The sequence below is a fragment of the Bradyrhizobium sp. Arg816 genome, from assembly GCF_029989365.1.
GTDB lineage: Bacteria > Pseudomonadota > Alphaproteobacteria > Rhizobiales > Xanthobacteraceae > Bradyrhizobium.
The window spans coordinates 231,555-249,225 of record NZ_JAPRAQ010000008.1; the positions used below are offsets into that span (position 1 = coordinate 231,555).

The 17,671-nt window shown below is 64.0% G+C and carries 13 protein-coding genes; 9 read left to right on the top strand and 4 right to left on the bottom strand.

Annotation, left to right across the window (positions count from 1 at the left end; all coding sequences use genetic code 11):
- Positions 1-353: 353 nt before the first annotated feature.
- The 7 genes from hemJ (at position 354) to OWC48_RS21560 (ending at position 9,272) form a co-directional block, all read left to right on the top strand.
- Complete coding sequence (gene hemJ, locus OWC48_RS21530; RefSeq protein ID WP_282521747.1) at positions 354-788, top strand: protoporphyrinogen oxidase HemJ; 435 nt, start codon at positions 354-356, stop codon at positions 786-788.
- 247 nt (positions 789-1,035) lie between these two features.
- Complete coding sequence (rho, locus tag OWC48_RS21535; RefSeq protein WP_014490793.1) at positions 1,036-2,301, top strand: transcription termination factor Rho; 1,266 nt, start codon at positions 1,036-1,038, stop codon at positions 2,299-2,301.
- Positions 2,302-2,617: 316 nt separating this feature from the next.
- Positions 2,618-3,976 carry a tRNA uridine-5-carboxymethylaminomethyl(34) synthesis GTPase MnmE gene (mnmE, locus tag OWC48_RS21540; protein WP_282521748.1) on the top strand — a complete coding sequence of 453 codons (1,359 nt, stop codon included), beginning with the start codon at positions 2,618-2,620 and terminating at the stop codon, positions 3,974-3,976.
- Positions 3,977-4,672: 696 nt separating this feature from the next.
- Positions 4,673-6,553, top strand: a complete 1,881-nt coding sequence (mnmG, locus tag OWC48_RS21545; protein WP_282521749.1) for a tRNA uridine-5-carboxymethylaminomethyl(34) synthesis enzyme MnmG — start codon at positions 4,673-4,675, stop codon at positions 6,551-6,553.
- A gap of 96 nt (positions 6,554-6,649) precedes the next feature.
- Positions 6,650-7,330 carry a 16S rRNA (guanine(527)-N(7))-methyltransferase RsmG gene (rsmG, locus tag OWC48_RS21550; RefSeq protein WP_404979812.1) on the top strand — a complete coding sequence of 227 codons (681 nt, stop codon included), beginning with the start codon at positions 6,650-6,652 and terminating at the stop codon, positions 7,328-7,330.
- 30 nt (positions 7,331-7,360) lie between these two features.
- Positions 7,361-8,245 (top strand): ParA family protein, encoded by an 885-nt coding sequence (locus tag OWC48_RS21555; RefSeq protein ID WP_282521751.1) that lies wholly within the window; start codon positions 7,361-7,363, stop codon positions 8,243-8,245.
- Between the two features lie 139 nt (positions 8,246-8,384).
- Positions 8,385-9,272 carry a ParB/RepB/Spo0J family partition protein gene (locus tag OWC48_RS21560; RefSeq protein WP_028150177.1) on the top strand — a complete coding sequence of 296 codons (888 nt, stop codon included), beginning with the start codon at positions 8,385-8,387 and terminating at the stop codon, positions 9,270-9,272.
- A gap of 281 nt (positions 9,273-9,553) precedes the next feature.
- Here OWC48_RS21560 and holA read toward each other — a convergent pair whose 3' ends face one another.
- The 3 genes from holA to leuS form a co-directional block, all read right to left on the bottom strand.
- Positions 9,554-10,582, bottom strand: coding sequence for a DNA polymerase III subunit delta (gene holA / locus OWC48_RS21565; protein ID WP_071908756.1), 1,029 nt, complete (start codon positions 10,580-10,582; stop codon positions 9,554-9,556).
- Positions 10,583-10,692: 110 nt separating this feature from the next.
- Positions 10,693-11,244 carry an LPS assembly lipoprotein LptE gene (lptE, locus tag OWC48_RS21570; protein WP_282521752.1) on the bottom strand — a complete coding sequence of 184 codons (552 nt, stop codon included), beginning with the start codon at positions 11,242-11,244 and terminating at the stop codon, positions 10,693-10,695.
- A complete protein-coding gene (leuS, locus tag OWC48_RS21575; protein ID WP_282521753.1) occupies positions 11,231-13,855 on the bottom strand; it encodes a leucine--tRNA ligase in 2,625 nt (874 codons plus the stop codon). The genes lptE and leuS overlap by 14 nt, the downstream gene beginning before the upstream one ends.
- A 190-nt stretch (positions 13,856-14,045) precedes the next feature.
- Here leuS and OWC48_RS21580 point away from each other — a divergent pair, with 190 nt between their 5' ends.
- Complete coding sequence (locus tag OWC48_RS21580; RefSeq protein ID WP_282521754.1) at positions 14,046-15,092, top strand: GGDEF domain-containing protein; 1,047 nt, start codon at positions 14,046-14,048, stop codon at positions 15,090-15,092.
- Here the strand turns inward: OWC48_RS21580 and OWC48_RS21585 are convergent.
- On the bottom strand, positions 15,089-16,792 hold the full coding sequence (locus tag OWC48_RS21585; RefSeq protein ID WP_282521755.1) for a diguanylate cyclase domain-containing protein: 1,704 nt from the start codon (positions 16,790-16,792) through the stop codon (positions 15,089-15,091). The genes OWC48_RS21580 and OWC48_RS21585 overlap by 4 nt on opposite strands.
- Positions 16,793-16,901: 109 nt before the next feature.
- Between OWC48_RS21585 and OWC48_RS21590 the strand changes: the two genes are divergently transcribed.
- Positions 16,902-17,591, top strand: coding sequence for a YggS family pyridoxal phosphate-dependent enzyme (locus OWC48_RS21590; protein ID WP_282521756.1), 690 nt, complete (start codon positions 16,902-16,904; stop codon positions 17,589-17,591).
- Positions 17,592-17,671: the final 80 nt, after the last annotated feature.

Below are 17,671 nucleotides of genomic sequence, written 5' to 3' on the forward strand. Positions count from 1 at the left end.
ACACCACTGCCCATCGGAACAAGTTCGGCGCCCTGCCGAGAGGGGAACGGGATTGCGCGGACAACTCCCTTGATAAGCTGCCGACAGAAGCGCGCAAGCCTTTGAAGCTGGCCGACTTATCGGAAGCCGCCGGAAGCGTCAGGGATATGTTGATGGATGTGAACAAGCGCGCGTGAACGTGCGGACGGAATTGTGTGAGTCCAATTCACGGTCACATAGACTCAAACCTTAAGAATCTAAGATTCTAGTTTTAAGGAAGGCCCTATGGACGGATAAGTGTGCAGGGTGAGACCTTAACGAGTTCTTACTATCCCCAGCGTTCCCTGCGCTGGACAGAAAGCCGGGCGCAGAAAATGTTCGAAGACGTCTATCTCTGGATCAAGGCGCTGCATGTGATCGCCGTCATCTCCTGGATGGCGGGCATGCTCTATCTGCCACGGCTGTTCGTTTATCACTCCGAGGCCGAGATCGGCTCGAAGCAGTCGGAAACGTTCAAGGTGATGGAACGCCGGCTGCTCAAGGCGATCATCAACCCTGCCATGATCGTCACATGGCTTGCCGGGCTCTATCTCGCCTGGTCCGGCCACTGGTTCTCGTTCGGCTGGCTGCACGTAAAACTGGCACTGGTCCTGGCGATGTCTGGGGTCCACGGCTTTTTTTCACGCTGGTGCAAGGATTTCGCCGCCGACCGGCGTTCGCGTAGCCAGAAATTCTATCGAATTATCAACGAGGTGCCGACTGCGCTGATGATTTTGATCGTCATCATGGTGATCGTGAAGCCGTTCTAGGCAAGGCTAGCGATGAATCGCTCAGCGCTTCGGCTTGCGGAGTGGGAAGCGATTTTCTATATTAGCGATATCCCACCCAACGCAGGCGGATGTGGTTTTGTCTGAGCTTTCCAGAGGCCGGACACCGCATCAGGTTTGAAGCCTCATCGGCACTCTCCTTGCCAGACCTGCGGACCTTACCTTCTCACGTCCGCATTTCCGAGCCTCCTCGCACCCCCTCCCAAGGTTACCCCACAGGACCACCCCAATGCGGGAAATTAAACTCCAGGACCTCAAGTCGAAGACGCCGGCCGAGCTCGTCTCGTTCGCGGAAGAGAATGGGGTCGAGAATGCCAGCACCATGCGCAAGCAGGAGCTGTTATTTGCCATCCTCAAGCAACTTGCGCTCGCCGAAACCGACATCGTCGGCGAAGGCGTCGTCGAGGTGCTCTCCGACGGCTTCGGCTTCCTCCGCTCGCCCGATGCGAATTATCTGCCGGGCCCGGACGACATCTACGTTTCGCCCTCGCAGATCCGCCGTTTCGGCCTGCGCACCGGCGACACCATCGAAGGCCACATTCGCAGCCCGAAAGAGGGCGAGCGCTATTTCGCGCTGCTGAAGGTCAACACACTCAATTTCGAGGACCCGGAAAAGGCCAAGCACAAGGTCAATTTCGACAACCTCACGCCGCTGTTTCCGAATCAGCGTTTCCGCATGGAAATCGACGATCCGACCCGGAAAGACCTTTCTGCAAGGGTGATCGACATCGTCGCGCCGATCGGCAAGGGCCAGCGCGCGCTGATCGTAGCGCCGCCGCGCACGGGTAAAACGGTGCTGATGCAGAACATCGCGCACTCGATCACGCACAATCATCCGGAATGCTATCTGATCGTGCTTTTGATCGACGAGCGTCCGGAAGAAGTCACGGACATGCAGCGGTCGGTGAAGGGCGAGGTCGTGTCGTCGACCTTCGACGAGCCGGCGGTGCGCCACGTCCAGGTCGCCGAGATGGTGATCGAGAAAGCAAAACGTCTGGTCGAGCATGGTCGCGACGTCGTGATCCTGCTCGATTCGATCACCCGCCTCGGCCGCGCCTACAACACCGTGGTGCCGTCATCCGGCAAGGTGCTGACCGGCGGTGTCGACGCCAACGCGCTCCAGCGCCCCAAGCGCTTCTTCGGTGCTGCCCGCAACATCGAGGAGGGCGGCTCGCTGACCATCATCGCGACCGCGCTGGTCGATACCGGCAGCCGCATGGACGAAGTCATCTTCGAAGAGTTCAAGGGCACCGGTAACTCGGAACTGATCCTGGACCGCAAGGTCTCGGACAAGCGCACCTTCCCGGCGATAGACATCTCGCGCTCCGGCACCCGCAAGGAGGAGCTCATCACCGATACGCAGGTGCTTAAGAAGATGTACGTGCTGCGCCGGATCCTCAACCCGATGGGCACGATGGACGCGATCGACTTCCTGCTCGACAAGTTGCGCTCGACCAAGAGCAATTCGGAGTTCTTCGACTCGATGAACACCTGAGTGCGATGCAGCATGAGATCAGAGGGCGCCTTCGGGCGCCCTTTTTCTTTTGTGCGGCATTGCTGCGGAAGAAGTGCAGCATAACGATGGAAGCAGGGAAAAGCCGGGATTTCTGGAAGTTGTTGATATATTTACGTAATGCTCGACTTTGGCTAACTATTTGATGCCGGAGCGCGGCTACTTCTGCAGCAAAGGGCTGCGCCGCATATTGCGGCGCAATATGGCGGTTGCTGCGGGCCGGAGCGCGGCAAAAGGGGGCGTCGGCATCGCGAGAACGGGCCGTTTGCCTTTTCCCCGCCAGCTGGACAAATAGGCCATGCATCCGCGAGACCAGACCATCTTTGCGCTGTCGTCCGGCCGTGCGCCGAGCGCGATCGCCGTGGTGCGGGTCTCCGGATCGCAGGCCGGCCTGGTCCTGACGAGGCTCGCGGGCAAGCCGCCGGCGCCGAGACAGGCCAGCCGCCGGTTGCTCCGCGATGGCGCGGGCCAGCCGCTCGACGACGCGGTCGTGCTCTGGTTTCCGGGGCCGGCCAGCGCGACCGGCGAGGACGTCGCCGAATTTCACGTCCATGGCGGCCGCGCGGTACTCGCGACACTCCTCGCTGCGATTTCTTATATTCCGAATACACGCGCAGCCGAGCCCGGCGAGTTCACGCGGCGCGCCTTCGAGAACGGCAAGCTCGATCTCACCGAAGCCGAGGGCCTCGACGATCTCATCCATGCCGATACCGATCGCCAGCGCCGCCAGGCCCTGCGCCAGTTGCAAGGCCTGCTCGGCGATCGCGCGCGCGATTGGCGTGAGCGCATCATTGAGGCGTCGGCGCTGATCGAGGCCGGCATCGATTTTTCCGACGAGGGCGATGTGCCGGCCGAGCTGAGGGCGCCGGCGGTGAAAGCGATCAAAGCGCTGCATGACGAAATCGCAGAAGTCCTTGCGGCACAGGGACATTCTGAGCGCCTGCGTGACGGCCTGGTCGTCGCGATCGCCGGCGAGCCGAATGTCGGCAAGTCGACGCTGATGAATCAACTGGCGCGCCGCGAGGTCGCGATCGTCTCGCCGCACGCCGGCACCACGCGCGACGTGATCGAGGTGCAGCTCGATCTCGATGGCTACCCGGTCACGGTGATCGATACGGCTGGCATCCGCGAGACCGACGATCCCGTGGAACAGGAAGGCGTGCGGCGGGCGCGAGCGCGAGCCGAAGATGCCGACCTCGTGCTGTGGTTGGTGGACGGTGGGCGCGCCGTCGATCCGGGCACGATGCAATCGCTGATGAAGTCCGGCCCCGGGCATGATCAATCGAGCGGCTCGGTCTGGATCGTCCGCAACAAGATCGATCTGGGCGAGGCGGGGGAAGTCGGGCGGCGCGGCGAGTTCGGGATCTCCGCGAGCCGGGGGGACGGCGTTCCCGACCTGATCGATGCTCTGGTGAAATTCGCCGCCGAGTTTTTCGCGACGACCGAGGGCGCATTGGTGACCCGGGCCCGCCAGCGAGATCTGTTGCGCCGGGCGTCAGACAGCTTGCGCCGGAGCCTGGAGCTTGTAGAAGACGGCGAAGAGCTTGCCGCCGAAGAGCTGCGTGCTGCGGCCTATGCCTTGGGTCGCCTGTTGGGTCGGGTCGACGTCGAGGACGTCCTCGGGGCCATCTTCCAAAAATTCTGCATCGGAAAGTAGGAATAGTTCTTCATTGTAGAACTAGCGCTTGCTCCAATTCTTGCGTTTCACGCGAAACAGCAGCGGGATGGGGTTCCGGTCCGTTTCACGTGGAACGCGTGCAGTTTCGTAGCCCAGATGAAGCGAAGCGCAATCCGGGGACGGGCTCCCAGCCGGAACACCTTTCCCGGATTTCGCGGTCCTCCATCCGGGCTACGAGCTACCTGCTGTTTCACTGAAACAGGTGGTGGGCGCTTCCGGCCTGTTTCACGTGAAACGCGAGCGGCCCTCATTACGGCTTCTGGGCCCGCAGATTTGGGCGGGAGTTTCGATTTCGCTGCTCAAGCGGTCTTGGCTGTGAACGACACTCGGCCCCCAATCCCGTCATTGCGAGGAGCCCTTGCGACGAAGCAATCCAGACTGCCTCCACAGAGGGATTCTGGATTGCTTCGCTCCGCTCGCAATGACGGAGCATGCCGATCGCTTGTGCCTTCTCTACCCCGTCCAGAGCCGTGCGAGATCTCGCCAGGAGTTCTCTCCTGGTTAGACCCATCTTGTTTCACGTGAAACAGCAGTCCGCTCAATGCTCTTTCTACTGTGCATGGGGTTGTTTTCGCGAAAATGCGCATTGCCGCTGGCCGCCCCGTTTCACGTGAAACAACGGCTTCACCCAGTTTCCACTTCCGGCTTCTCCGCCGCTGCGATAGAAGTCCGCCCATGCGAACAGAGCGAGAGAGTTTCGACGTCATCGTGATTGGCGGCGGCCACGCCGGCTGTGAAGCCGCGGCCGCTTCCGCCCGGATGGGTGCGACGACCGCTCTGGTGACGCACCGTTTCTCCACCGTCGGCGCGATGTCCTGCAATCCCGCCATTGGCGGTCTCGGCAAGGGCCATCTGGTCCGCGAGGTCGATGCGCTCGATGGCCTGATGGGCCGGGTCGGCGATGCCGGCGGCATTCAGTTTCGCGTTCTCAACCGCCGCAAGGGTCCGGCGGTCCGCGGTCCCCGGGCTCAGGCCGACCGGAAGCTCTATGCCGCAGCCATGCAGGCCGCGATCCGGGACACCGAAGGTCTTTCCGTCATCGAGGGCGAGGCGGACGAGCTGATCGTAGCGGATGGGCAGGTTATCGGACTGCGTCTGGCCGACGCTCGGGAGCTTCGGGCAGGGGCTGTCGTCGTCACCACCGGCACCTTCCTCCGGGGTCTGATCCATCTTGGTGAGAAGAATTGGCCCGCCGGCCGGGTCGGCGAAGCCCCGGCGATGGGTCTTTCGAGCTCATTCGAGCGCGCCGGCTTCACCCTTGGACGGCTCAAGACCGGGACTCCGCCGCGTCTGGACGGCACCACGATCGACTGGTCCGCGGTCGAGATGCAGCCCGGAGACGAGCCTCCGGAGCCGTTCTCGGTCATGACGGAGCGGATCACGACCCCGCAGATCCAGTGCGGGATCACCCGGACGACCTCAGCGACCCATGAGGTGATCCGCGCGAACGTCCATCGCTCCCCGATGTACTCCGGCCAGATCAAGAGCTCCGGACCGCGCTACTGTCCCTCGATCGAGGACAAGATCGTCCGCTTTGGCGACCGCGACGGCCATCAGATCTTCCTGGAGCCGGAGGGGCTCGACGATAGCACCGTCTATCCCAACGGCATCTCGACCTCGCTGCCGGAGGAGGTCCAGCTCGCGATCCTCGCCAGCATTCCTGGCCTGGAGCAGGTGAAGATGGTCCGTCCGGGCTATGCCATCGAGTACGACCACGTCGATCCCCGCGAGCTCGATCCGACCCTCCAGACCAAGCGTCTGCGCGGCCTGTTCCTGGCCGGTCAGATCAACGGCACCACCGGCTACGAGGAAGCTGCCGGGCAGGGCATTGTGGCTGGCCTGAACGCGGCTTTGGCCGCGAGCGGCGCCGCGCTGACCGTGTTCGACCGTGCCGATGGCTATCTCGGTGTGATGATCGACGACCTCGTCACCCGCGGGATCAGCGAACCCTATCGGATGTTCACCTCGCGCGCCGAGTACCGGCTGACGCTGAGGGCGGACAACGCCGATCAACGCCTCACCGAGAAGGGGATTGCGCTCGGATGCGTCGGGCGTGCCCGGACGCAGCATCACCGCGCCAAGATGGACGCTCTGAATGCGGCCAGGGCGCTGTCGAAGTCCCTGACCATCACGCCGAACGAGGCGATCAAGCACGGCCTGTCCCTGAACCGGGACGGCCAGCGCCGTTCGGCGTTCGAGTTGATGGCCTATCCGGACATCGGCTGGAGCCAGGTCCGGACCGTCTGGCCGGAGCTGTCGGCGATCGACCCGATCATTGCCACCCATCTGGAGATCGACGCGAAGTACGACGTCTATCTCGAGCGCCAGAGCGCCGACGTCGAAGCTTTCAGGCGAGACGAGGGGATGGTGCTGTCGGACGTCGATTACCAGCAGGTCCCCGGTCTTTCCAATGAGGTGCGGGCCAAGCTGGAGAAGGCACGGCCGTTCACCGTCGGCCAGGCTGGCCGGATCGACGGTATGACGCCGGCGGCGCTCGGCATCCTCGCGGCCTATCTCCGGCGCGAGGCACGGAAGACCTCAAAGGCGATCGCATAGGCGTTTCACGTGAAACAGCGCGGGCCGGGCGGCAGATCGTCATCAGGGAAACCATCGGCGGGCGAGGGCGCGAGTCGCCGATCCGAGCCGACGCCGATCAAGCCGAAGATTGATAAGGCCAGCGCCAACGATCGGTCGCTGGACGCGATCATCGCTGCGGACAAGCTCGCGGCGCTCAGGCTCGCCCCCGTTTCACGTGAAACCGAGGAACGGCTCGATCGCTATATCGCGCTGCTCCGCGAATGGCAGGCCAAGACCAATCTGGTCGCGCCCTCGACCCTGCCGCAGCTCTGGACCCGGCACATCGCCGACTCGCTCCAGCTCGTCGATCTCGCCCCTTCGGCCAAACGCTGGGCCGACCTCGGCAGCGGCGGCGGCTTTCCCGGAATCGTCCTTGCCTGTGCCATGGCCGGGACGCCGGGCGCGAGCGTCCACCTCGTCGAGCGAATCGCCAAGAAGGCCGCCTTTTTGCGCGAAGCGGTCCGCGTCACCACATCTCCGGGGGTCGTACATCTCGCTGAGATCGGGGATAATGTGGATAGAATCACCGGCCCCGTCGATTGCGTCACCGCGCGTGCGCTGGCTCCGCTACATCAACTCATCGGCTTTGCGGAGCCGCTGATGCGCGAGGGTGCAAAGGCGTTATTTCCGAAGGGTCAAGATGTAGAGGCTGAATTGACCGAAGCCGCTAAGTATTGGAATATCCGACCGCAGCTTCACCAAAGCCGTACCGGCGACGGTTGGATCGTCGAGCTGACGTCGGTCGAGCGGCGCTAAGGCGTTCAGGGGTCGAGTGGGGAATTTGCGATGAGCGTGATTGACGAACCGCAGCAAGAACAGACCGTCGAAGAACAGGCCACCCAAGAACAGGCTGCTGAGGTCCCGCAGGGCCACCCGCGCATTCTCGCGCTGGCGAATCAGAAGGGCGGCGTGGGAAAAACAACCACAGCGATCAATCTTGGCACGGCACTCGCTGCGATCGGCGAGCGCGTCCTGATCGTCGATCTCGATCCGCAGGGCAACGCCTCGACCGGCCTCGGCATCGACCGCCGCAATCGCTCCTGCTCGACCTATGACGTGCTGATCGGTGAAGCCCCTCTGCGTGAAGCCTTAGTGTCGACCGCGGTGCCGCGGCTGCACATCGCACCCTCGACCATGGACCTCTCCGGCCTCGAGCTCGAGCTCGGCACCACGCCCGGCCGCGCCTTCAAGCTGCGCGACGCCATCGGCGCGCTCAACAACAATGTCTCGCCGGACGCCGATTACACCTATGTGCTGATCGACTGCCCGCCGTCGCTCAACCTGCTCACGGTGAACGCGATGGCGGCCTCCGATGCGATCCTGGTGCCGCTCCAGTGCGAGTTCTTCGCGCTCGAAGGTCTGTCGCAATTGCTCCAGACGGTGGAGCAGGTGCGCTCGACGCTCAATCCGAACCTGTCGATCCACGGCATCGTGCTGACCATGTTCGACTCGCGCAACAACCTCTCGAACCAGGTCGTCGCCGACGTCCGTCAGTTCATGGGCGAGAAGGTCTACAAGACCATGATCCCGCGCAACGTGCGCATCTCGGAAGCGCCGTCTTACGGCAAGCCGGTCCTGGTCTACGATCTCAAATGCGTCGGCAGCGAAGCGTATCTGCGGCTCGCCACCGAAGTGATCCAGCGCGAGCGCGAGCTGCGCACCACGCATTGACACTGCCGTAGGGTGGGCAAAGGCGTCTTCGCCGTGCCACCATCTTCCGCGCAAACTGGTGGGCACGCTTCGCTTTGCCCACCCTACGATTCGAAATTCAGTTCTGGAGTGTTGCACCGTGAATCCAAGGGAGCTGGCGATGGCCGACGAAGCGCGTTCGCGACTGGGTCGGGGTCTTGCGAGTCTGATCGGTGATGTCGGCGGCGAGGCTCAGCATGTCGATCGTCCGCGCGCGCAGCGCAAGGTGCCGATCGAATTCATCAAGCCCAATCCGCGCAACCCGCGCCGCGCCTTTTCGGAAACGGAGCTCAAGGAGCTCTCGGATTCGATCAGGCAGCACGGCGTGATCCAGCCGATCGTCGTGCGTCCGGTGAAGGGCGCGCAGGATCGCTTCGAGATCATCGCCGGCGAACGGCGCTGGCGCGCATCGCAAATGGCCGGCCTGCATGAAGTGCCGATCGTCCCGGTCGACATCAGCGACAGCGATGCGCTGGAGTTCGCGATCGTCGAGAACGTGCAGCGCGAAGACCTCAACCCGATGGAAGAGGCACTGGGCTATCACGCGCTCGCCAACGAGTTCAAACGCAGCCAGGACGACATCGCAAAGGTCGTGGGCAAGAGCCGCAGCCATATCGCCAACATGATGCGGCTGACGAAACTGCCGGCCGAAGTGCAGGCCTTGATCACGAGCGGCGAGCTGACCGCCGGCCACGCCCGCGCGCTGATCGGCGTGCCCGATCCGCTCGCATCAGCCAGGCGCATTGTCGCGGAAGGCCTCAACGTCCGCCAGGCCGAGGCGCTCGCGCATGAAGAGGGTGTGCCGGAGCGCAAGCCGCAGAAGGCGCGCAGCACCGGGGGCAAGGAAAAAGACCCCGACACGATCGATCTCGAAAAGCGCGTCAGCGATGCGCTCGGCCTCAAGGTCACGGTCAATCACCGCGACCCCGGCGGCTCCGTCCAGATCAACTACCGCAACCTCGATCAGCTCGACGAGGTGATGAAGCGGCTTGCGAAGGGCGCGCTGTAGACGTCATTCACAGTCTGTCTCCCTCACCCTGAGGAGCCGCGAAGCGGCGTCTCGAAGGGCGAGGGCCCGGGCCTTCATCCTTCGAGACGCGCGCAAGGCGCGCTCCTCAGGATGAGGAATTATCACCGTCATTGCGGCGCGCAACTCTCTCCACACGTCATTGCAAGCGAAGCAATCCAGGATCTTTCCGCGGAGGGACTCTGGATTGCTTCGTCGCTTGCGCTCCTCGCAATGACGAGGGGAGAGGGACTCGCTCGCAATGACGGGGAGAGAGCGGTGCCTCAGCCGCGCCGCTTCGCATTCGCGGCGATGGCCATCAGCGTGCGCTGGGCGATGGCGGCGGCTAGCGTCGATTGCTTGCGGGTGTCGAGCGCTGCGGTCGCGAGCTGCTCGATGATTGCGGCGAGCCGCGCCACGCTGAAATTGCGCAGCGCCGTTTCCACCGCGGGCTTTCGCGAAAAATGCAGGCGCGGATAGCCGCCCTCGAGCACGGCGGAGGCAGGCTGGCCGTCGGCGATCGCGAGCGCAGATTTGTGCAGCCACGCGGCCTGGCGCTGCGCGGCGGAGATGATCACGCCGGGATAGGTGCCGGCGATCATAGCCTTTGCAAATTCGGTCTCGACGATGTCGGGCCGGCCGGCGAAGGCGCCGTCGACGATGGGATCGAGTTTCAGCTCGGACGCATCGGCAACGACGGACATCACGTCATCCAGCGTGATCTCGCCTTTGCCATGGGCATAGAGCGTCAGCTTGCGCAGCTCATTGCGCGAGGCCTGGCGGTCGCCGCCGAGGAATGACATCAGCGCCGCGCGGGCATCCTGCGCGATGCGCAAATTGGCGATGCGGAGCTCGTCGTCCATCAGCTTGGCAAGGTCGCGCTCGGTGTCGGGATAGCAGCCGATCGCCACGGCCGTCTTGGCGCGCTCGCAGGCTTTGCGCAGCGGCGATTCCGGGCGCAGCTCGCCGGCCTCGATCACGATGCGGCAATCCTTCACGCCCATCTCCGCCAGCGTATCGATACCGCTGGCAAAGCTGCGCGAGCCGGCACGGACACGGATGGCGCGGCGGCCGCCGAACAACGGCACCGTCATGGCTTCATCGACGAGCCGCGACGGCTCGGCGGAGAGTTCGTCGCCGTCGAGCTTGACCAGCGAGAAGGGATCGTTGGGGTCGTCGACGGCTGAGGCAATCAGTGCATCGGCGCGCTCGCGCACGAGGCCGGCATCGGGACCGTAGAGCAGGATGATCGGTCGGCCCCCGTCGGGACGGGCGAGGAAGGCGTCGATCTCTTTTCCGCGCAGCGCGACCATCGGGCCCAATTGTCATTCCGGCGGGCGCGAAGCGCGAACCCGGAAATCTCGATCAATAATCTCTGGATTCCGGATCCGCCCTGCGGGCGCTCCGGAATGACGGGGATGACTTAAGTGCCGGCGATGAAGAACGAGGCGAGGCGAGTGTTGATGTTCTCGGCGATCTCGTTGGCGGCACGATCCTCGGCATCGCGCAGGGCCCGGTTGCGGGCAAAGCGCTGGTAGGAGCCGGGCATGTCATAGGACACGCGCGCGAACGTCGTGCCGGTCATGACCGACTTGCCGCTGACGACCTCGATCAAATTGTACTGGGCGTCGATGCCGTAGTTTTCACTGTTCGGCAGGCCGGTATTGGGATCGACGATCAGCGACGATTTGCTGCTCGCGAAGCGAATTTCCAGGCGATGGGTCGGCGGCATGCCCGTGGCCGTGCCGTAGAGCTTGAAGGCCAGGGCGTTGCGGACCTCGACGCCGACACGGGCCTCGCGGGAGGCATTGGCCTTGTTGATCGGCGGAAGGTCGACCCCCATCAGCTTCTCGCGCAGGCCCGGGGTGCCGTCGGTACGCTCGGCGTACATCGGCTGGAAGCAGCCAGCCGTCAGCGCCGCCAATGCGGCGACCGCCAGCAAGCGGGCTGCGATGCGGATCCTAGCCGACAACATTCACGATCCTCTTGGGGACGATGATCACCTTGCGGACGGGCTTGCCGTCCAGGGCCAGCTTTACCGCATCGAGGGCCAAAACGGCAGCCTCGATTTCCGGATTCTGGGCCGCTGTTGCAACTGTGACCTCACCCCGCTTCTTGCCATTGACCTGGACCACCAGGGTCACGCTGTCTTCAACCAGTAAATCGCGTTCGATTTGGGGCCAATCGGCTTCGGAAACCAGCCCGCTATGGCCCAGAACCTGCCAACACTCCTCGGCCAGATGCGGCATCATCGGGGAGAACAGCTGAACCAGGATCTGGCTGGCCTCCCGGACCGCCCAGGCGAGGTCAGGTGTGGGCTGGCCGGGGCGCTGGAGCACCTCCGAAAACGCATTGGCGAATTCGCGGATATGGGCGAGGCAGACATTGAAGTGCAGCCGCTCGATGCCGGTGGTGACCTTGTCCAGCGCGCCGTGGGCGGCCTTGCGCAAGGCGGTCGCATCCGGGCCGAACGAGCCCGGACGATCTGCCGGCGCGGCCTGGCCGAGCTCCACTGCATCGTTCACCAGCCGCCACAGCCGCTGCACGAAGCGCGAGGCACCCTGGACGCGCTCGTCGCTCCAGATCACGTCGCGGTCGGGCGGGGAGTCCGACAGCATGAACCAGCGGGCGACGTCGGCGCCGTAGGTCTCGATGATGTCGTCGGGGTCGACCGTGTTCTTCTTCGACTTCGACATCTTCTCGATCGGACCGATCTGGATGTCTTCGCCTGACGTCAGCAGCGTCGCGCGCCGGCCATTGCCGCCGACCTCGATCTTCACCTCGGCCGGCTGCACATAGGTGCCGTCGGCCTTCTGATAGGTCTCGTGCACCACCATGCCCTGCGTGAACATGCCGGCGAACGGCTCGTCCAGCGCGATGTGACCGGTCGCCTTCATCGCGCGGGTGAAGAAGCGGCTGTAGAGCAGATGCAGGATCGCGTGCTCGACGCCTCCGATATACTGGTCGACCGGCAGCATCCGGTTGGCGACAGCTGGCGTCGTCGGCGCGTTCTCGTTCCAGGGATCGGTGAACCGCGCAAAATACCAGGACGAATCCACGAAGGTGTCCATGGTGTCGGTTTCGCGGCTAGCCTTGCCACCGCATTTGGGGCAGGTGACGTGCTTCCAGGTCGGGTGATGGTCGAGCGCGTTGCCCGGTCTGTCGAAGGTCGCGTCATCAGGCAGCGTTACCGGCAGGTCGGCGTCCGGCACCGGCACCACATCGCACTTAGGACAATGGATGACCGGAATCGGGCAGCCCCAATAGCGCTGCCGTGAAATACCCCAGTCGCGCAGGCGGAAATTGACCTGACGCTCGCCAACCGGCGCATTGCCGCGCAGCTCGCCTTCCAGCCGCTTTGCGACCTCGTCCTTGGCTTGCTCGATGGTCATGCCGTCGAGGAAGCGCGAATTGATCATGCGGCCGTCACCGTCATAGGCGGTATCGGTGATGACGAATGTCTTCGGGTCCTGGCCCTCGGGGCACACCACCGGCGTGTTGCCGAGATTGTACTTGTTGACGAAGTCGAGGTCGCGCTGGTCGTGCGCGGGGCAGCCGAAGATCGCGCCCGTGCCGTATTCCATCAGCACGAAGTTCGCGACATAGACCGGCAGCTTCCAGCTCGGATCGAACGGGTGCACCGCGCGGATGCCGGTGTCAAAACCCTGCTTTTCCGCGGTGTCGATGATCTCCTGCGCGGTGCCGATCTTCTTGATGTCGGCGATGAACTGGGCAAGCCTCGGGTTCTTCGCGGCGGCTGCCTGAGCCAGCGGATGATCTGACGAGATCGCCATGAATTTGGCGCCAAACAGGGTGTCCGGGCGCGTCGTAAAGATCTTCAGCTCGCTCTCGCCGGCGCGCGTCGTCGCCTGATCCAGCGCGAAGCGGACCAGCAGGCCCTCGGAGCGGCCGATCCAGTTGCGCTGCATCAGCCGTACCTTGTCGGGCCAACGGTCGAGCCCATCCAGCGCCGACAGCAGCTCCTGCGAGTACTTCGTGATCTTGAAGACCCACTGGCTCATTTCCCGTTGTTCGACAACGGCACCCGAGCGCCAGCCGCGGCCGTCGATCACCTGCTCGTTGGCGAGCACGGTCATGTCGACCGGATCCCAGTTGAGCTTGCGCTTCTCACGCTCGGCGAGGCCGGCGGCGAGCATGTCCAAAAACATCTTCTGCTGATGCGTGTAGTAGCTGGGGTCGCAGGTCGCGAATTCGCGTGACCAGTCCAGCGACAGCCCGATCGAGCGGAGCTGCTTCTTCATCGCGGCGATGTTGTCGTAGGTCCATGCCTTCGGCGCGACCTTGCGCTCGATGGCGGCGTTCTCGGCCGGCAGGCCGAACGCGTCCCAGCCCATCGGGTGCAGGACGTTGAACCCCTTGGCGCGCATGAAGCGGGCCAGCACGTCGCCGAGCGTGTAGTTGCGGACATGGCCGATATGGATGCGCCCGGACGGGTAGGGGAACATCTCCAGCACGTAGTATTTCGGCCGCGAGTCGTCGTTCTTGGAGACGAAGATCGCCTGCTGGTCCCAGGCGGCTTGCCAGCGCGGTTCGGCATCGCGGGCGTTGTAGCGTTCGGAGGTCATGGAATCGTTGGGTTTTCGTGGATTCGGCCGTTTAAAGACGGCGGACTAGGCCATAGAAGTCCTTAGGGGGTCAATGGGTTGCCGCTGGCGGCGGCCCCGCAAGCCTGCTCCGCTAAAGTACGGACCACCCCATTGGGATCGGATTAAGGGGTCGGTGCGAGGTTGGCCGCCGACAGCACCCCGCCAGGCGATGGAATCAGGCTTCGACGATCTCGATTACGACTATGCCGCGTCCGTCGCCGGACGGGCGGTGCGGAGCATGGCCGAACAGGGGATTCCGCCGACGCCGACCAATTTTGCCGTCTGGTTCCACTATTTCGCAGGCAGCCACGACGACCTGCGCAATGCGATCGATCTCCTGATCGACCACAACCGTCCCTTCGACGCCAGGACCAACCAGGATCTGTTCGAGACCTATGTCGCGCCCCGGGCGGGCGCCGTCGCCTCCGAGACGTCCGATCGGCTGCATGCCCTCATGGGGGCGGCGAAAGAGTTTCTGGCGACGGCCATGGCCGACAATCGTTACCAGATGCAGGCGATCAGCGAGGTCGCTGATCGGGGCAGGGCCGGCGTCGATCCGAAGGCGCTGGTCGCCCAGCTCATGAATGAGCTGGCGCGGGCCGCTACGAGGGCGACGCGGCTCGAGGCCGGCTTTGCCGAAAAGACCCGCGAGCTCGACGTGATCCGCGACTCGCTCTCCAAGTCCGAAGAGCGCGCCCGGACCGATACGCTGACGGGGCTGGCAAACCGGCGGGCGCTCGATGAATTCCTGCGCAAGGCGCAGACGACCGCGGATTGGGGCGAGCCGCTCGGCGTGCTGATGCTCGACATCGACCACTTCAAGACCTTCAACGACAATTTCGGCCATGGCGTCGGCGACCAGGTGCTGCGCCTGATGGCAAAGGTGCTGCGCGAAAAGGTTCGCGAGCAGGATCTGTCGGCCCGCTATGGCGGCGAGGAGCTGATCGCGGTGCTGCCGGATGCCGATCTCGCCACTTGCGCCGACATCGCCGAGCGCATCAGGCGCGCGATCGCCGAATGCACGATCACGCGCCGCTCGACCGGCGAGACCCTGCCCAACATCAGCGTGTCGATCGGCGTGGCGCAGTACCGCACCGGCGAGGCGATCACCGATCTCATCGAGCGCTGCGACCGCGCGCTCTATCTCGCCAAGGGCGGCGGCCGTAATCGTGTGGTGACGGAGGTCGAACTCGATCGCGCTACGGCTGCGGGCTAGGCGCTCGCCGCCAGCATCATGTCGGCCGCGCCGTTCTCGATCACCTGGATGCCGTGTTCCATGACATTGTTGCGGCCGCGGTGCTTTGCGGCGTAGAGCGCGGCGTCGGCGGCTTCGATGAGATCGCCGGGGCGCAGCGTCTCGTTCGGCTTCGTTGCGGCAACGCCGATCGAGACGGTGACGATCATGTGGGCGGAGGTGATGTGCGGCAGGCACAGCTTCAGCACGGCCGCGCGCACCTGCTCGCCGATCTCGACGGCGCGATTCACATCGGTGTTCGGCAGCAGCAGGCAGAACTCCTCGCCACCATAGCGGGCCGCAAAGCCCATCGTGTCGGCGGCGATGCCGGACAAGGATTCGCCGAGCCGGGTCAGGCAGGAATCGCCTTCGAGATGGCCATAGGTGTCGTTGAACAGCTTGAAGTGATCGACGTCGATCATCAGCAGAGCAAGCTCGCTGCCATATTGCTGCGCGCGCATCCATTCGAAGTCGAGCCGGCTCTGGAAGCCGCGGCGATTGGCCAGCCCCGACAGCATGTCGATCGAGGCCATCACGGTCAGGCGGTCGTTGCTCGCGATCAGCTCGCGCTCGCGCTGGCTGAGCTGCGCGGCCATCGCGTTGAAGGCGCGGGCCAGCGGCACGAACTCGGCCGGCAGCCGGTTGCGCGCGGCGCGGGCCGAGAGGTCGCCCTCGCCGAGGCGCTTGGCCATGTCGGCCAGCATCTCGATCGGCTTGATCACGAGCTTCTCGGCGGCGATCAGCGCGCCTAGCAGGACGAACAGGACGACGAACGCGAGCTGGAGATAGGCGGTGCGGATGTCGCGGCTGACCGCCGCGGACACCTTGTCCTCGTCGATGCTGGCAATCAGGCGGGCATTGGTGCCGGCGATGCGGATATAGCTCACCGCGCGGCGGGAGCCGTCGGCGGCGAGGAAAGACAGTGAGCCCTCGTCCTGGTCCGACCGCAACGCCTTGTCGGCGATCGCCGACATCAGCGGCATGTTGTCGAGCGGACGGCCGATCGCGCTGTGCTGGTCGGCCGGCGCGGCGAGCACGGTGCCGGCGCTGTCGACCAGCACGGCGGTGATGCCGGCACGGCCGCCGAGATTGCTCATGACCTTCGACATCCAGTCGAGGTTCACGGTGGCGAGCACGACGGCATCCGCCACACCGCTGAAGGCCGACACCGGATAAACCGCCATCACAGTCGGCGACAGCACGGGCCGCGACAGGATGAAGTCGCTCAGCACGAAGCGGCCGGTTTCCTGCGCCTGCTGGAAGTAAGGCCGGTCGCTGAGGTCGAGGCCGACATACATGTTGTTGGTGGCGCACTGGATGCGTCCGTCCTGGCCGGCGATCAACAGCGTGCGGATCCAGGGAAGGTTCGACGGCAGGCTCGCGCGCAGCACGTCGCAGCTCTTGCTGATGCCGCCGGCGGAGGCGCGGATGAAGGCTTCAGATTTCAGGATGGTTTCGACCGACGAGATCACTTCACGCTGCGCATCGGCACTGTGTCTTGCAATGGTGGTGAATTCGGTCGCGGCCTGCGCGATCTGCCGCGCGCGCGTGTCCTCGAGCGAACGGATGCGCTCGAACATCAAAGGCGTCACCAGAATCACCGCGAGCAACGCAAGCCGTGCCCGGATTCCGAGAACCTGCTTGAGTTTCACTCGTTTGCGGTTGAAACTGACGTTTGCCATCTTCGCTGCCCACCCCATCGGCCAAGGTAAAGCGAAGGGTTCAAAAACTCTTTCTTGAACTCGGTAAAATTAGAACTAGCTCCGCAACAATCCAGTCCGAACCGACGTCATGACCGAAACCAACGCCGCGCCGGTAACCGGCCATTCACCAAACGCGCTCGCCGCGGTCGAAGCCGAAATTGTCCGCGCCTGCAAGGAAGCGCGGCGCGATCGCGCCTCGGTGACGCTGATCGCGGTGTCCAAGACGTTCGCCGCGGATGCAATTATCCCGGTCATCGACGCCGGACAGCGCGTATTCGGCGAAAATCGGGTGCAGGAGGCCAAAGGCAAGTGGCCCGCGTTAACGTCCGCTTATTCCGGCATCGCGCTGCATCTGATCGGGCCGCTTCAGTCCAACAAGGCGAAGGAGGCGGTAGCACTGTTCGATGCCATCCATTCGGTCGACCGCCCGAGCATTTGCCAGGCGTTAGCCAAGGAAATCGAATCCCAGAACAGGCACCCGGAACTGTTCGTCCAGATCAACATCGGCGAGGAGCCGCAGAAGGCCGGCATCGCTCCCGGCGAGGCCGATGCCTTCATCGCGAGCTGCCGCGACAGCTACGGGCTGACGATCTCCGGGTTGATGTGCATCCCGCCGGTCGACGAGCCGCCGGCGGCGCATTTCGCGCTGACCGCCAAGATCGCGGAGCGCAATGGATTGAAGAAGCTCTCGATGGGCATGAGCGCGGATTTCGCCACCGCGATCATGCTCGGCGCCACCCATGTGCGCGTCGGGAGCGCGATCTTCGGGCATCGGTAAGAGTCGTCATCGACGGCCGCGCCCAGCAACGGCGTTCGAATTCGTCATTGCGAGCGCAGCGAAGCAATCCAGAGTCTTTC

Coding starts and splice junctions, on each gene's coding strand:
- hemJ (WP_282521747.1), top strand. CDS start 354: ATGTTCGAAGACGTCTATCTCTGGATCAAGGCGCTGCATGTGATCGCC.
- rho (WP_014490793.1), top strand. CDS start 1,036: ATGCGGGAAATTAAACTCCAGGACCTCAAGTCGAAGACGCCGGCCGAG.
- mnmE (WP_282521748.1), top strand. CDS start 2,618: ATGCATCCGCGAGACCAGACCATCTTTGCGCTGTCGTCCGGCCGTGCG.
- mnmG (WP_282521749.1), top strand. CDS start 4,673: ATGCGAACAGAGCGAGAGAGTTTCGACGTCATCGTGATTGGCGGCGGC.
- OWC48_RS21555 (WP_282521751.1), top strand. CDS start 7,361: ATGAGCGTGATTGACGAACCGCAGCAAGAACAGACCGTCGAAGAACAG.
- OWC48_RS21560 (WP_028150177.1), top strand. CDS start 8,385: ATGGCCGACGAAGCGCGTTCGCGACTGGGTCGGGGTCTTGCGAGTCTG.
- holA (WP_071908756.1), bottom strand. CDS start 10,582: ATGGTCGCGCTGCGCGGAAAAGAGATCGACGCCTTCCTCGCCCGTCCC.
- lptE (WP_282521752.1), bottom strand. CDS start 11,244: ATGTTGTCGGCTAGGATCCGCATCGCAGCCCGCTTGCTGGCGGTCGCC.
- leuS (WP_282521753.1), bottom strand. CDS start 13,855: ATGACCTCCGAACGCTACAACGCCCGCGATGCCGAACCGCGCTGGCAA.
- OWC48_RS21580 (WP_282521754.1), top strand. CDS start 14,046: ATGGAATCAGGCTTCGACGATCTCGATTACGACTATGCCGCGTCCGTC.
- OWC48_RS21585 (WP_282521755.1), bottom strand. CDS start 16,792: ATGGCAAACGTCAGTTTCAACCGCAAACGAGTGAAACTCAAGCAGGTT.
- OWC48_RS21590 (WP_282521756.1), top strand. CDS start 16,902: ATGACCGAAACCAACGCCGCGCCGGTAACCGGCCATTCACCAAACGCG.